This window comes from Rhizobium sp. CCGE531 (genome assembly GCF_003627795.1).
Taxonomy (GTDB): domain Bacteria; phylum Pseudomonadota; class Alphaproteobacteria; order Rhizobiales; family Rhizobiaceae; genus Rhizobium.
Genome location: NZ_CP032687.1, coordinates 27001 through 41382, shown reverse-complemented (window position 1 = coordinate 41382; position 14382 = coordinate 27001). Strand labels below are relative to the sequence as shown.

Genomic DNA, 14382 nt, shown 5'->3' with positions numbered 1-14382 from the left:
ACTTTACGAGGTATTTTGCTGCAGCGAGGCCTATTCGGCCGCCACTGGCTGCGTGCTGGCGGCCTCTTCGAGCTCACGAACCAGCGGAATCACATGCTTGCCGAAATACTCGACCTCCTCCTGGAAATGCAGGAAGCCCAGCAGAATCAGATCCGCACCCGCCTGCTTCAGCGCCACAACCCGCTCGGCAACCTGCCGTGGCGTGCCGATGAGGTTCGAGCGGAAGCCATCATTATATTGAACGAGGTCTTCGAAAGAAGATTTCGCCCAGTTTCCTTCGCCTTCCGGCGACGCCTTGCCGGCGTTCTTAACTTCATGCCCGAAAGCATTGACCGCCTCGGGATTGGCCTTCTCGATGATCTCGGCAAGCACTGCCTTGGCTTCTTCCTCGGTTTCGCGCACGATTGCGAAGGCGTTCACCCCGATCCGCACTGAATGGCCATTCTCCTTGGCCTTCGATTGGATGTCGTCAACCTGCTTGCGGATCTCGGCCGGCGTATTGCCGTTGGTGAAGTACCAGTCCGACACACGCGCCGCCATGTCGCGAGCTGCGCGTGAGGAGCCGCCCTGGAAGATTTCCGGCTGCGGATCGATCGGCTTCGGCTTCAGCGAATAATTGTTGAAGCGATAGAAATCGCCGCGGAAGGTGAAATTATCCTCGGTCCAGATACCGCGAAGCGCACGGATGAACTCCTCCGAGCGGCGATAGCGCTCGTCATGATCAAGCCAGTGCTCGCCAATGGCGGCAAATTCACCGCGGAACCAGCCGCTGACAATATTGACTGCGACGCGCCCGTTGGTCAGGTGATTGATGGTGGCAATCTGCTTGGCGGCAACGGCCGGATTCCAAGGACCAGGCAGGATCGCTGCGATCACCTTCAATGTCGTCGTCGATTCAAGAAGGGCCTGACTGAACGAAACGGACTCATGCTGAAATTCCGCTCCATAGCCTGCCGTGAAACGGATCTGGCTTAGGGCATAGTCGAAACCGCTCGCTTCGGCGATCTGCGCAAGCTTTCTGTTGTATTCGATCGTCCAGCTTGTGCGCTGTTCGATATTCGAAATCACCAGTCCTCCCGAGACATTCGGCACCCAATAGGCAAATTTGACCGGATCGTTTGAGGCATTGGAAAAAGTCATGTAAGGCTCCCTCTGGAATTTCGTTCTATGGCTAAGCTGCCAATCCGCTGTGTTTTGCCGAGGCCGCGATCGCTCCGATGTCGAGCGCCGGCGTGATTTCAGAAACCTCTTCGACGGCTCGATCCACGCGCTCGAGGACGGCAGGATTCCTGAGCTCGTGATCGGTAAAGTCGGCCTCAAGCGCATAGATCGAGGTCGGGACGGTCAGCGCATTGAAGAAGCCGAAGAGCGGCCGCAATTGGTGCTCAAGCATCAGGCCATGCAACGGCGTGCCGCCGGTTGCGGCGAGGACGACGCGCTTGCCCGTCAGCGCTCGATGATCGACAAGGTCAAACAGATGCTTCAGCGCGCCGCTGTAGGACGCCCGATAAACGGGTGATCCGGCGATGATGATATCGGCTCCTTCCACCGCGGCAATGACCGCCCTGCCCTCGGTATCGAGCTGATCAGCTCTGAGCGCCCGAAAGAGCACCGGTGCTGCATCGACAAGCTCGATGCACTGCACGTGGCCACCAACGCGCTGCCGCAGGCGATCGGCGGCGACCTTCACCAAGGACGCCGTGCGGGACGGTCTTTTGACATTGCCACTCAGCGCGAGGATGTTCATGATGACCAGGAGTCCCGATTGATTAGATAATTTACCCTATATATTTAGTAGCTTTTAGAAAGGCGAAGATGTTCTAATCTTCCGAGCAAAATGGATTGAATTACTGTTTTGAGCGATGGCTTATCGGAAGAATTTTCTCAAACGCAATCTGTCGTGCATGGCACGATGGGTGCTGAAGAACTGACGCCGAAGTGCGGGGACTGATCGACATACGAGCTCTGAGGGCAGTCATTTTCTTAAGCGCCTTACAAACTTTATATTGGCCGTTGATCGCCCGGCGTCCAACCCAGTGCACGCGTTGGGGAGGCCGATGGGGATTATGGCTGGTCGCCCCAGTGAGCGAAATCGCAACCAGCCTGTCCGTCTGCACCTTTGAATCGCGAAATCAGGTTGGGAAAGAAAAACGAATTCTTCGGCCGCTTATGATTCTAAGTTAGACATGACCTCTGGTTGTGACTGCCGCAGACATACGACAGCCTTGCGTGCGAGCAGTGATGCCGGAATTAGATCAGTGTTGGCCATTCTCAGTTCCTCGGCTTTCAGACCCGCAGCTTGCATCGAGATCCGGGCGTTCGTTAATACCGTCTTCGCCCATTTGTTGTCGCCCCTCCCAAAACTTCCTCTTCATCGTGGCACTGATCGGGGGCGGATTGCGACACGACATGTCCGCAACCCTACACCCCCCCGATGAAACATCCGCAATCTCGGACGGTTGCGGGGGCGACCTGATTGGCACGAGTAGTGCTCAGAAGAAGCCGGGGGGCTAAACCCAAGAGCGCGACGGAGGTACCATCGGCGGCATTATTCGCTGAAAACGGATGGCGATTAAACCGCCCAGTTTGCGCACCGCAAGCGTCTACGCGTTACTGTCGTGCGAGAAGGCCATGCAGTTAGAGGGATGCGCAGGTTCTAGATGAGCGTCTACGCAAAGCGTAGGCGGTGCATACATCCGAAATCGAGGGCATCGAGTTCATCTGTTTCCGACCCCTTGAACCACAAGCGGCGCATGAGGCCGCCACAAATCACGAGGAATTTCACATGACAGAAATCAACGAAACAACGCTCAATGAACTCGTGAGCCGCGTCCTTGACGACCTTGGCGGAGCGCTCAGCGTGCCGCTGGTACGGATTGGAGATGCTCTCGGGCTATACAGGACGCTGAAGGCAGTCGGGCCGGTGAAGGCCGACGAACTTGCCGATGCCTCGGGATGCGCACCTCGTTATGTGCGGGAGTGGCTGGCGGCACAGGCAGCCTCAGGTTATGTGCATCATGAGCGAGGATTGTTCTCGCTGACGCCGGAGCAGGCCTTCGTGTTTGCCGAGCCGGACAGCGCGGTCAATCTCGTTGGCGCGTTCGATATCGCTGCTGCGATGGTCGAAAACCAGCCGAAGGTGCAGTCCGCCTTCAAAACCGGCCGAGGCGTTGCCTGGGGAGATCAGGCTGGCTGCATGTTCTGCGCCGTCGCGCGACTATTCCGCCCAGGTTATATTAATTCCCTTGTGCAGGACTGGCTGCCGGCACTCCACGGTGTAATCGATAGATTGGAAACGGGCGCGAAGGTGGCGGACGTCGGATGTGGGCACGGGCTATCCACGATCCTTCTGGCGCAGGCGTTTCCCAATTCCCGCTTTGTGGGCTACGACTTCCATGCAGGCTCGATTGCCGCTGCGATCGCGCACGCCCAGGCACACGGGTTGACGAACCTGCACTTCGAGGTTGGCCGGGCGCAGGATTTCGACGGCGGAGATTTCGATTTGATCACCTGCTTCGACTGTTTGCACGACATGGGCGACCCGAAAGCCGCTGCGGCTCATATCCGAAAGGCGTTAAAAAAAGGCGGGGTCTGGATGGTGGTCGAACCAACGGCCGGAGATACCCTGGAGGAGAATATCAATCCGGTTGGACGGCTCTACTACTCAGCCTCGACGATGATCTGCGTTCCGACCTCGCTTGCCCAGGAGACAGGGCTCGCGCTCGGTGCGCAAGCTGGAGAGCGGCGATTGGCCGAGGTGATCCGCTCAGGCGGCTTCACTCATATCCGGCGTGCAGCCCAGACGCCCCTCAACATGGTGCTCGAAGCAACCTGACGAGAATGAGTGACGCATCGGTCCGGCCAGATGGGGCAGGCGCTCTGCGCGTGACGTCGGAAAGCGGGTAGCCGCCCTTGAAATTTGGTCGCGTCTGCTGGGTACAGGAGAAATCGCGCGCTTGCGATAAACTTAGGCCGGGTTCGAGTGCGATCCGGAACGCTGTCCTGCGGCTGTTTGGCGACGCCTTGTACCGGCGGACCTATGAGCAGCTCACACGCCCCTTCTGAAAGGCGGCCGAACAACCAAAGTCCCTAGCCCTTGGGTGCCCTCACCCGCAGATCGATCTCTCAACCTGGGATTTGATGGTGCGCCAGTTTGGTGGAGCAAAGCCTGCCGCTATTAGCCAGTGTCTACGCGCGAGTCAGGCGGTCACCTGTCGACATCGATTTTCGAGACGAGTTCTGTCGTCAGTCATTGGTCTTGCCCCCTTAATACATCACGATGTTGAGTGTGACGTCGACAGGCGAAGCCGCCTTGAGCTGGGTGCTCCCGCGCGCCACCAGCAGGCCATCCGCACGCTCCAAGCGCGCGACGATCTGCAGCGTTCTCGAAGCAGCCGAGCTTGCGGGCAGGGACAAGGAAAAGGCTATCGCCTTTGACCCGCCGTCGCTTCTGATGCGCGTTTCCGTGGCGCGACGTCGCGCATTATTTTGAATGGCACGGTCCTCGAGATAAATCTCAAGACGACCCTTCGGTATCACCGCGCCGCCCTCGAACGTGACCGTGCCGCGAATATCCGACGATTGAGCAGCGACTGGTCCGGCGACCGCCGCAACAGCCGCAGCCCCAACGGCCTGTAATACTGTGCGGCGGTCGGTCCGGTGCTTCATCGCACACTCTCCATGATTGCCTCGCAAGGCCCTGCGGTAGCGAGATTGCCGCTCAGCTAAGGGCTCGAAAAGATAAACCACTGCAAATGTAGTATCGGAAGGGGCGCCTGCAAGCGCCCCTCCTGGTATCGAGTTAGATGACAATGAAGTCGGCTGCCGAAAGCCTCAGATTTGGGGTCAGCTGCGCAACCTGAATGGCCGCAAGCTCTCCGCCTCCGTCGACGTCATATGACAAGGCGCCGCTATCGGTGTTGTAGATGATGCGGTCGCCTGCGTTATGAGCGATGCCCTCCGCGCTCCCGTGGAACGCGCCCAAGGCGAGAGCGCCGTCTCCACCGCCGCTCTCAAAGACGAGACTGTCCAGCAGGATCATGTCGTTGATCACCCTGAAGTCCTTGATCCGCTCGACATTACCGTTCCCAAGCTCAGGCGAGAAGCGGAATGTATCCTGACCCTCGCCGCCGGTCAGCGTGTCCTCGCCAGCTCCGCCACAGAGGATGTTGCCATCGTTGCCAGGCAATTCGTCGGCGTAGATGATGTGTTCGACGTTGGCGATTTGCGGAATTTTCAGGTTCTTGGACAGGAGGATGACGGTGTCGTTCCCGCCGTTGGCCTTCTCGTGAATGACGTCGTCCGGGGAATCGACGAAATAGATATCGTCGCCGCCGTTGCCAGCCATGCGGTCGGCGCCGCCGCGGCCGTCGAGGACGTTGGCGCCGTCGTTGCCGATCAGGACATCGTCATGGCTGCTGCCGATGCCGTTCTCGACGTAATAGTCGGTCGCATCCGCGTTGTGTCCAGCGAAGATCGAAACATTGTTGCTGCAACCGTTGACGCTGGAGAAATGTCCGGCGCGCAAGTCGAGGATCGTACCCGCCGTCGAGCCGGAGAAATCGATCGTGTCGGTCCCGCCGGTATCATGGATCGCGAAGCCGATGTCATGCTGCTTGCCAGAGGAGGTCAGCTGGTAGCTACGCTGTGGGCTCCCGAAGCCGTAGATATTGTTCTCTGTGTTGAGGTCGATGTGCTGGTAGGTGCGCACTCCATTCGCGTCAACGGTTGAAAAAAGGCGGCGAATGAAGGCCTCGATGTCGGCCATAAGCGGCGTCGACGCAAACCAGAGGCTGGTTTCGCCGACAGCGTTGCTATCGAAATAGGACATGACGCTGTATTGCCACCGATCATATATCCAGGTCGCATCGTTCCGATAGGTGATCGGCTCGCGCCGTCGGGACCGCTGTAATTGTAGTCTCCAGGATGATTCGGACCGAATTGATGGCCGAATTCATGCATGAAGGCTTGGAAGACATAGCCGCCGACATCGGTCTTGTGGGCTTCCTTGTCGTCGAAACCCTGGCCGATGCTGACATGGTGACCGTTCGAATAGGCCATGCCATCGTCCTCCTCGCCAAGTTCGGGGCTGACAACCTCAATCTGGTCCGTGGTGCCGTCGAACGGCGCGTCGTCGATGATTTCGAATTTCAGGGGTGTGACAGACGCCCACATCTCTAAGGCGCCGATCGCGGCGGCCTTGTATTCCGGGTGGTTGTTGAGTTCGTAGAGATTGATCCTCACCGTTCCCGCAGCGATCTCGGGCGTCAGCCAACTGGGCAATGACCCAAGATGGTCGATAAAGGACTCATAATCCTCGCTCTTGCCATATGGGTTGTCGGGCGTCTGGTCGTTAATCCACCAGTCGTCGCTCGTCTGGCTTGGTTTTCCGGTCTGGCTTGGATGCGGCATCTTGGGATTCCTCTCTCTTCGATTGTGCGCAGTTACGGCTGTACCGTTCTGCAGGGGTCAAGACTTCCGGTACCAGTTTGGAGGACGCACAGTAGAGAAGGATTGACCTCACCATAAACCGCCCGATCGCTTAGGTTTTCTGTACCGTTGCTACTCAGAGGCCAATAACCGATGTTCATGATCCATTCGTCCTTAGCGCAGGATTTTGAACTGCTCCTGTCCTAACCCCAATTACATATGAGCCACAGCCTGCACGTGAGGCGCTGCGAACCCCCATACGCCGACGAAGCATTCCCCCGGAACGCATCGTTCTTAAAAACCGCTGCCCCGCCCGAGGCGCCCACCTCATTCGCCGATACCTACTCGCCGCTCCAGCCACGCGCTGCTCAATCCTCCCGAAACGCATGCTGCATCTGGTCGGTGAGCGGCTTTGTCAGGTAGGAGATGACGGTACGGTCGGCGATCTTGATGAAGACCTCGGCGGGCATGCCGGGGTAGAGCGAAAGGCCCTTGAGCTTGGCGAGGCTTTCCGGTTTGGGGTGGATGCGCAGCGGATAATAGGTGGCCCCGGTGCGCTCATCGGTTACGAGGTCGGGAGCGACCGTCACGACCTCCGCCTCGACGTCGGGCGTGGTGCGCTGGTTAAAGGCGCTGAAGCGGATCTCGACCAACTGCCCGACGTGGATCTGGTCGATGTCACGGGTGGCCACCCGGGCTTCGACGGTCAGATCATCTGCCTCCGGTACGACGAGCATCAGCGTCTCGCCTGCCATGACGACGCCGTTGATGGTGTGGACTGCGAGCTGGTAGAGCCGCATGTGGAATCTCGTATCCACCGAGGATGGGATTCTCGCTTTTGTTCGCGGCGCATCAAAAGGGCAAGGAGCGCAATATTGGACCCAATCCCAGATAGGTCAGTTCTTTTCCTCGGGTGCTAAGCAAATTGCGGTTGTTCAGGCACCCCAGACCATCAGGACCAAAGGTTACGGTGCTGTGTCGCTCACCGCGTCGGAAATCTATCGCGTGGACTCCGATAACTTCGGCAGTCCGTATGAATGCTCGGTGATTTGCCGGCAGCAGAAGGCCGCCGCCCTCTCCAAGTTCGGACTGACTTTTGTGACGGATCGCACGTGGAGCGGGGACGAAAACCTCTGGTGCCGGGAATTTGAGTCTGGACCTTTGGACGATCCCGAGAACTTTTCTATCCCGGAAGAGGCGTTTGATTGGACCCGTAACATTGCCGCGCAGCAGCCGGCAGAGATCAAACTGGGGTTTATCGACGGAAATCTCGTGTCAATTGATGACCATGACGTTGCACTGATCGACACAATCCCGCTCCTAAATAAAACAGTTGGTAAATTCGGACACGGCCGCTTTGTCGGGCTCGAACACATTTCAACCGGTGAAAAGGTTCTCGAGGTCCGCGAGGCGCCCGCGGCGGCCATCATCATGGACGCGCTGCGGCACCTCGAAACCACGGCTCTGAATCCGGGTTAACAGTTATGCTCGGATGATTTCGGCCATGTATTGTGGGTTTCTGCCTGCTTTGTTTCGTCTGAGTTTGATACTGCGCTTGTCGTTATGGCTTCGAACCATGTTGATGGCGAAGTGTCGGACGACGGCCATGTTGGCTGGTCCATGCCCGGTTCGAGATCGGGCGGCATCCTCGTTGAAGGTGACGTCGAGTACCCAATGGAGGGAGTTCTCGATGGCCCAATGGCCACGTATGGCCTCGGCGAACTGGAGCGCGGTCATCGACCGCGAGGAGATATAGAAGCGGACCTGGCTGCTTTGCCTGGACTTTTCATAGACTTGTGCTTGCACCTTGACGATGGTGGCGATGGACGGGAAGCGGTATTCGCCGGGAAAGCGCCTGTCGCCGGAGAGCCAGTCGATTTGAGTGGAGACGGTGACCCGCCGCTCTTCGACCCGGCCATGGCCCTTGTCGACTTCGGTCACGGTTGAGGTGAGGTTTGCCGGAGCGTCGGCAAAGAAGCGCTCGATCTCACCCATCAGGCCGGGCTGATTGGCCTTGGCCGCCAGGAGGTAATCAGCGCCTGCATCGAGCACCGCCTGGGCGGTTTTGGCATTGCAGGCAATGGCGTCGATGGTCACGAGCGCGCCTTTCAGGCGATCCTTTTCGGCCAGCCGTTCCAGCAGCAAGGGGATGGTGTCCTGCTCACAGCTTGTCGTTGCCACTGCCTCTTGTCCGAGAACCAGCCGTTCACGGGTGGCGAAAGCCGAGACGAGATGCAGCGCCGCCCGGCCGTTGGCCCGGTCATGACTGCCGCGCGAGGTCTTTCCGTCAATCGCCACCAGCGCCGGAGCATCGGGTCGAAGCGTCGCCGCCCAGGATATGAAGCAGTTCGAAAACAGGTCCGGATCGATCCGGTTGAGCAGAATGCGCAGCCAGCGCGAACCCGGTATGCCATGGTGATAGGGAAGAAACCGACGTAAAAACGCCAGGTTATCCTCTCCCCATTCGACGATCTCGTCAAAATCGTCGCATGCGCCGATCGTCCCGCAAACGACCAGAAGAAGCACCTCGGGTAACGGATGGGCGACCCGCCATTGCTCCCGCTCATCCTCAACGAGACTAAAATGGTCCAGCAAAACCCGCAGCCGCGGGCGATCGTCTTCAAACATGTCGGCCTCCAAATCACCGACACTCTCGAATCACACCCAAACCGTTCAGGGAAGAAACGTTAACCCGAGTTCAGAGCCGTGCATCGAAACCGCTTCCCTTGACGTCGGATCAATCGTGTTGAAGCAAGGGCTGGAGCAAGCCTGGTCCCAGGAGGCGGTTTCAGGTGCATGGGGCAGTACTATTCACAGGATGTGCGATCGGGCCATAGCATCCGCACTCGAGGGCGTCAGCGGAAGCGTCAGCTACATAGTCGACAACACGCGCTTTCTACCTCGGTCCATCATAGCCAGCACGCCTAAATACATTACGGACCGCCACCTGTGGGAACACCAACCCGTCAGGGGTTCCGTGGAGCTGCAGCAAGGCTGCGGCGGAATAGAGCCTGGTCCGAAGGACGTGCCTGTGAAATCACGTGGCACCGATGGGAAAACAAATGAAGAACGATTTACGCCGTGCTATGCCTATTCACGGCACCTCGTTTCATAGGTGATGCAGGGATAGACAAGCAGGATGCTGTGATGCTGAAAACCGATACCCGCCAAGCGAATTGGCGCCGTGCCAATCCAGGCAAATACGATGCTCACCTTGCTGTGCAGCGAGCGGTGAAGGCAGGCGAGCTAGAAAAGCAAATATGCGAGGTTTGCGGGATCGAAGCGGTCGATGCCCATCATGATCAATACGATGAGCCTTTAAGGGTGCGGTGGTTATGCCGACGGCATCACACCCGGCTTCACCACTACGGCGAAGATATGTTTCCGATCAGGGACTTGATCACTGGCAGCGACTGCAGAAACTGACACGCAGTCCAATAACTGTCCGTACGGGGCAAAATGACCTGGTCATAAATTATCTTGGCAGGCTTTCGAACAGAGGAGATATTTCGGACAGCCTATTCGGCCTAAATTGACCCATACCGCACCTTTGCCTAATCTTTCAATTTCGTTGCGGAGGTGTGGCGAACTGGAAAAAGCCTGTCCGACAAACGGACGTTTTGCGGGCCGTGCAAGAGGCTGCCGCGCACTTGAAGATTGGCAAGCCCGCGCTCTACAATGCACTGAAATCGGAAAGGAAATGAAATGGCGAACCGCGACCGACTGTTCTTGCTGCGCCCGGGCTTTGACGATTCTGCCTATCCAGGTCAGCAGTTTTATTGCTGGCACTGCGCCCTTCTGGAGGGGGTGCTGGCCTCGTTCCCGGATTTGGCGATGAAGCTTAATGTCGAGCGCATAGAATGGCCGAGACCCAGACAAAGCGTCATCGCCCTTGTTGGAGAGCAAAACCAGTCCTTGCCCTTGCTGGTACTAGCGGAGGGAGACAGCTCGCCTCATCAAACAGGGGTTTATGAGGGGCGCATCTTCATCGCAGAGAAAGACAAGATCCTTGCCGCGCTATCGGATCGGCACTGCTTTCCGCTCCCACATCCATAACCAGTGAAAAGCGGTTCTTCACTCGTTCTCAAAAGCCGGACAGAATCACCACTTCGGTGTCGTGACGCCTAAAGGGAGAGGACATGAACGGATGAGACTGGTACGCCTGACCTTGAATGCCGCAGTCTTGGTGCTCGGCCTTGGCGCAATCTTCTTTATGATCGGCGCCACACTTGAATTTCTGAGGATCGATGTGGGCATGGCCGACGTGTTCCGTAGCACCATCTATTCATCGATTTGCACGATCCTGTTGGCATTCGCCGCCGTCTGCCTGGACAAAGCCAACCAAGCATTGTTGCGGAAATAGATGCTCTGAGGCGTGGGTGGGGCCATGGCCCCTGCTCGCGATGAGGTCTCGGAAGATAGCCAATCGGTTAAAGAGGAACCTGCTGGCAAATCACTTAGACCTGAGCCCGAGGCTGGCATACGCAGCCCCCTCCATCCATACCAATGGTCTTGCAGCGACAGTAAATGACTTGCAAATCGCGCATAATTAGGTTGATCAGGGGTTGTAGGAAAGCACTACCGGTGTGGCGGATATCCAAGTTCAACTGTGCGCATATCCTGGTGGCAAGGCGGCCATCACTTGACGCGGAGAAAGATAATCGCGACATTTCAGAGATGACTATATTCAACCTCCTCGCTGTGAGAGTTCAGATCCGGACCGGCACCTTTGGTGCCAGTACGCGCTGCATCTGTCCTTCGCCTTGTCAGCAAGGCGGTCGACGCCGGTTGGGGCGAGCGGGAGGTTGCCGCAGCACTCGAAAGGCTTTCCAGGAATTCGATGCCAAGGGCCGGATGAAGCCATCCTCCTATTATGACCGTGTCGTCGATGTCTGCGAGGAGCTGGCAAAGTTCACCTGGCTGACGCGTGATGCGTCCGGCTACCTGACAGACCGCTACAGCGAGCGGAAAGAGGAGGCCGAAAAACTCGAACAGCGCGTGAGCCTCAAATCCATATGACGATGATCAGCACCGAACGACCGCCCGTCGCGGCTATCCTTGCCCTCGGTCTCACGCAGATCATCGGGTACGGATCGCTCTATTACAGCTTCAGCATCCTCGCACCGGGCATAGCGCGGGATCTGAAATGGTCGTCGAAATGGATTTTTGGCGCGTTGTCGGCCGGTCTCCTGATCGGCGGCTTGGCGGCCCCAGCCATGGGCAAGTGGATCGACCGCTTTGGTGCCGGTCGCGTCATGACAGCCGGCTCGGCGATTGCCGCCGCCGCCCTTGTGGCTTGTGCGTTTGCCTCTGGCAAGATTGCCTTCGTCGCCGCCCTGATCGCGCTTGAGACGGCTTCCAATCTCGTGCAGTACGGTGCGGCCTTCGCGCTTCTCGTTCAGATCAGACCAAAGGTCGCCCAGCGCAGCATTACCTACCTGACGCTGATCGCCGGCTTCGCCTCGACGATCTTCTGGCCGATCACGACGGCGCTCAACGCGCATATGTCGTGGCAGAATGTCTATCTGGTCTTCGCTGCGCTCAATGTCGCTGTCTGCCTGCCGATCCATGCGTGGCTGTCGTCCAGCGTCACCAGAAGCCGCAAGCGTGCATCGGCCGAGCCTGCAAAGCATGTCGAGCCAAGTCTCTCTCCGTCGATCCGCTCGCCAGCCTTCATGCTAATGGTAACAGGCTTTGCGCTGGAGAGCTTTGTCAATGCCGCGCTCCTCGTCCACATGGTCCCGGTTCTGTCGGGACTTGGGCTCGGAGCGATGGCGCTCATGGTAGGCACGCTGTTCGGCCCGTCGCAGGTGCTGAGCCGGTTCATCAACATGGTCTTCGGAGGCGGCCTACCGCAGCTGGTGCTGGCGCTGATCTCCGCCGTGCTGTTGCCGGCCGCGCTGGTCATCCTGATTGTCACCGCCCCCTCCGTGCCAGGCGCACTGGTGTTCGCCGTGGTCTTTGGCCTCGGCTCGGGCTTGAGCAGCATCGTGCAGGGAACCTTGCCGTTGGCGCTCTTCGGCAGTGAGGGTTACGGCCAACGACAGGGACAGGTATTGGCCATCCGTCTGGTGGTCTCGTCGACGGCGCCCTTTATCCTGGCATTCCTGATGACGAACGTCGGGGTGTTCTGGTCACTAACGGTTGCCGCCACTGTCGGCGCGATTGCCGTATTTGCGTTCGTCGCAATCAGCCGGCTGGCGCACCTGCCTGACCCTTCGCATCTCGCTCTTAACCGTGCCGAGACCTGATCTTTTCAACAGCCTTTGCGAAGGATCGAAGACAGTCCGCTCAACAGATCTCGAGATGTCCTCGACGGTGCCGCAAGGATCGCCATATCGCCAACCTCGCACGCCTTGATGGGAATCGAACTGTCGTTCTTATCGCGCGAATAACTAAGATATTGATCTCAGTGGAAAGCCTCGACAATGGATAGTCGTTTGACTGGACAACTTCTAAGAGTGTAGACCTCAGTGCGTGACATCGGGGAGAAATGACTTTGGAATTGCTCTTGAACGGTATCAATGGCAACTATCTACGAAACATCCTGTTAAATGCCGCCAAAGATACTGAACGAGTTGATGCCGCAGTCGCTTACGCGACCGAAAGCGACCTTCTCTTTGATTGGTGTTGGAATAACAAATTACCTCTACGCTTCTGGGGACGCTTTGACGAACAAGTACCTGTAAGCATTCCCGTCCTCGAACGTTTTCTTGCCCGACGGTCAGGGCGATACGTCTGCAAACTCGTGCGCCACTTCCATCCAAAGGTGATCTGGTGGCGCGGCGCCGGCGCATACATAGGGTCTGCGAACCTAACCCAAAGTGCATGGTGGAATAACGTTGAGGCAGGGGTTTTTCTCACCGAGGACGAGCTCGTCGATGGCGGACACGATCTCCAACTCGAGCAATTTTTCACAGAGATCGAAACGCACGCCGCGCCACTAACTCAGGAACTGTTTGATCTGTTGTTAGCCAGGAACAAGGAACTGACCCGGCGCAAGATCACTCAGAAGGAGGCGGACGAGGCATTCGTCGCGACCACGCTTGTTCCCCATTTTCCTGGGTTAGCGCGATCAAGCACGAAATCAGCGGGTGAGAAGAGAAGACAAGCGTTTTTGGACGAGTGGAACAGCACTCTCCAAATCATACGAGACATCTCGGTCAAAATTTCTGTCGATGGCAAGAGGCCCTCTTGGGTGAGCGCAACCGCGCCATTGGGAGCCCATGCCGATCAGTTTCTCCACGCTCATTATTACCAAAATACGTTCGACGGCAGGAGGGCAGATTTCGAGACGCATTTTGAAAGAAACAGATCTGACCCAGATACTGCGGTTGAGACAGCAATACAGTGGTGGCAGAAGCGGCCTGACAGTTCGGACGAAAACCGAATGCTGAACAAGACGGCCCCAGCCCTGCGGCGGGCATTTGCGGAAGACCGTCTTCAACGTTTGACGGAGGACGAGTTCATTCAGGTGCTTGGTAAAATCCATGCAACACGGGAGTTTGCTCGTAGAGCACCGAACCGCCTCATCGGGCTAAAAAGCGGACGCCCATATGACATACCGGAGAAAGTTGATGCTTTGGCGAGGCATATCTACAAGGCACCAAATCGCGGGGGCGTCTCCGCATTGGAGACTTTGAACTACGTTCTCTATGATGGACGAATTGAGGACGTACCGCTCCGGCTATGGAACGCGATTGTTGACCCAAAAAGGAAAATCGAGCTGATTGGCGTGAGCGCTCTCGGCGAAATCGTTGGCTGGGCTCTGCCGGACAGGTATCCTCCGCGCAATGGGAGAACAAGCAAGGCGCTTCGATCGCTCGGCTACGACGTCACAGTTCACGTGGGCTAGGTTCATCTGCTCTATAATGTAATTCAATAACTTATTTCCGTGAACCGTGTTGTTTGATCAAGCTATCTCCGTTGGGACTGTAACCGGACTTTCGGCCA

General features: G+C 57.4%; 11 protein-coding genes and 3 pseudogenes. 8 read left to right on the top strand and 6 right to left on the bottom strand.

Features of this window, described 5'->3' with window-relative positions; all coding sequences use genetic code 11:
• Positions 1-30: 30 nt before the first annotated feature.
• Positions 31-1140: a dimethylsulfone monooxygenase SfnG gene (sfnG, locus tag CCGE531_RS29945; protein WP_004119927.1), complete on the bottom strand. Its 1110-nt coding sequence runs from the start codon at positions 1138-1140 to the stop codon at positions 31-33.
• Between the two features lie 31 nt (positions 1141-1171).
• Complete coding sequence (msuE, locus tag CCGE531_RS29940; protein ID WP_028755187.1) at positions 1172-1747, bottom strand: FMN reductase; 576 nt, start codon at positions 1745-1747, stop codon at positions 1172-1174.
• A 1038-nt stretch (positions 1748-2785) separates the two neighbouring features.
• Between msuE and CCGE531_RS29935 the strand changes: the two genes are divergently transcribed.
• Positions 2786-3835 carry a class I SAM-dependent methyltransferase gene (locus tag CCGE531_RS29935; RefSeq protein WP_004119923.1) on the top strand — a complete coding sequence of 350 codons (1050 nt, stop codon included), beginning with the start codon at positions 2786-2788 and terminating at the stop codon, positions 3833-3835.
• Between the two features lie 431 nt (positions 3836-4266).
• On the opposite strand, the gene CCGE531_RS29930 is transcribed toward CCGE531_RS29935, so the two are convergent.
• From CCGE531_RS29930 to CCGE531_RS29920, 3 genes and pseudogenes are all read right to left on the bottom strand, one after another.
• Complete coding sequence (locus CCGE531_RS29930; RefSeq protein ID WP_004119921.1) at positions 4267-4668, bottom strand: twin-arginine translocation signal domain-containing protein; 402 nt, start codon at positions 4666-4668, stop codon at positions 4267-4269.
• A gap of 442 nt (positions 4669-5110) precedes the next feature.
• Positions 5111-6411 (bottom strand): annotated as a pseudogene (locus CCGE531_RS29925) (M10 family metallopeptidase C-terminal domain-containing protein); the annotation flags it as partial.
• A 386-nt stretch (positions 6412-6797) separates the two neighbouring features.
• Positions 6798-7226 (bottom strand): annotated as a pseudogene (locus CCGE531_RS29920) (HlyD family secretion protein); the annotation flags it as partial.
• 1 nt (position 7227) lies between these two features.
• Here CCGE531_RS29920 and CCGE531_RS29915 point away from each other — a divergent pair.
• Complete coding sequence (locus tag CCGE531_RS29915) at positions 7228-7908, top strand: argininosuccinate synthase domain-containing protein (protein WP_245459593.1); 681 nt, start codon at positions 7228-7230, stop codon at positions 7906-7908.
• Between the two features lie 3 nt (positions 7909-7911).
• On the opposite strand, the gene CCGE531_RS29910 is transcribed toward CCGE531_RS29915, so the two are convergent.
• The gene (locus CCGE531_RS29910) at positions 7912-9057 is read right to left on the bottom strand and encodes an ISAs1 family transposase (protein WP_004112765.1); all 1146 of its coding nucleotides are present in this window, start codon (positions 9055-9057) and stop codon (positions 7912-7914) included.
• Between the two features lie 519 nt (positions 9058-9576).
• Between CCGE531_RS29910 and CCGE531_RS29900 the strand changes: the two genes are divergently transcribed.
• The 6 genes and pseudogenes from CCGE531_RS29900 to CCGE531_RS29875 all read left to right on the top strand — a co-directional run bounded on the left by CCGE531_RS29900 (position 9577) and on the right by CCGE531_RS29875 (position 14284).
• Complete coding sequence (locus CCGE531_RS29900; RefSeq protein ID WP_004119911.1) at positions 9577-9855, top strand: hypothetical protein; 279 nt, start codon at positions 9577-9579, stop codon at positions 9853-9855.
• 279 nt (positions 9856-10134) lie between these two features.
• Positions 10135-10485: a DUF3088 domain-containing protein gene (locus tag CCGE531_RS29895; protein ID WP_004119910.1), complete on the top strand. Its 351-nt coding sequence runs from the start codon at positions 10135-10137 to the stop codon at positions 10483-10485.
• A 91-nt stretch (positions 10486-10576) separates the two neighbouring features.
• Positions 10577-10792 carry a hypothetical protein gene (locus CCGE531_RS29890; protein ID WP_004119909.1) on the top strand — a complete coding sequence of 72 codons (216 nt, stop codon included), beginning with the start codon at positions 10577-10579 and terminating at the stop codon, positions 10790-10792.
• A gap of 458 nt (positions 10793-11250) precedes the next feature.
• Positions 11251-11448, top strand: a pseudogene (locus tag CCGE531_RS29885) (arsenical resistance protein ArsH); the annotation flags it as partial.
• Positions 11445-12680: an arsenite efflux MFS transporter ArsK gene (arsK, locus tag CCGE531_RS29880; RefSeq protein ID WP_004119907.1), complete on the top strand. Its 1236-nt coding sequence runs from the start codon at positions 11445-11447 to the stop codon at positions 12678-12680. The pseudogene CCGE531_RS29885 and the gene arsK, both read left to right, overlap by 4 nt.
• Before the next feature lie 260 nt (positions 12681-12940).
• The gene (locus CCGE531_RS29875; protein ID WP_245459592.1) at positions 12941-14284 is read left to right on the top strand and encodes a phospholipase D family protein; all 1344 of its coding nucleotides are present in this window, start codon (positions 12941-12943) and stop codon (positions 14282-14284) included.
• Positions 14285-14382: the final 98 nt, after the last annotated feature.

Bases quoted from the DNA above. Each gene is read 5' to 3' on its own strand.
- sfnG (WP_004119927.1), bottom strand. From the start codon at position 1,140: ATGACTTTTTCCAATGCCTCAAACGATCCGGTCAAATTTGCCTATTGG.
- msuE (WP_028755187.1), bottom strand. From the start codon at position 1,747: ATGAACATCCTCGCGCTGAGTGGCAATGTCAAAAGACCGTCCCGCACG.
- CCGE531_RS29935 (WP_004119923.1), top strand. From the start codon at position 2,786: ATGACAGAAATCAACGAAACAACGCTCAATGAACTCGTGAGCCGCGTC.
- CCGE531_RS29930 (WP_004119921.1), bottom strand. From the start codon at position 4,668: ATGAAGCACCGGACCGACCGCCGCACAGTATTACAGGCCGTTGGGGCT.
- CCGE531_RS29915 (WP_245459593.1), top strand. From the start codon at position 7,228: ATGTGGAATCTCGTATCCACCGAGGATGGGATTCTCGCTTTTGTTCGC.
- CCGE531_RS29910 (WP_004112765.1), bottom strand. From the start codon at position 9,057: ATGTTTGAAGACGATCGCCCGCGGCTGCGGGTTTTGCTGGACCATTTT.
- CCGE531_RS29900 (WP_004119911.1), top strand. From the start codon at position 9,577: ATGCTGAAAACCGATACCCGCCAAGCGAATTGGCGCCGTGCCAATCCA.
- CCGE531_RS29895 (WP_004119910.1), top strand. From the start codon at position 10,135: ATGGCGAACCGCGACCGACTGTTCTTGCTGCGCCCGGGCTTTGACGAT.
- CCGE531_RS29890 (WP_004119909.1), top strand. From the start codon at position 10,577: ATGAGACTGGTACGCCTGACCTTGAATGCCGCAGTCTTGGTGCTCGGC.
- arsK (WP_004119907.1), top strand. From the start codon at position 11,445: ATGACGATGATCAGCACCGAACGACCGCCCGTCGCGGCTATCCTTGCC.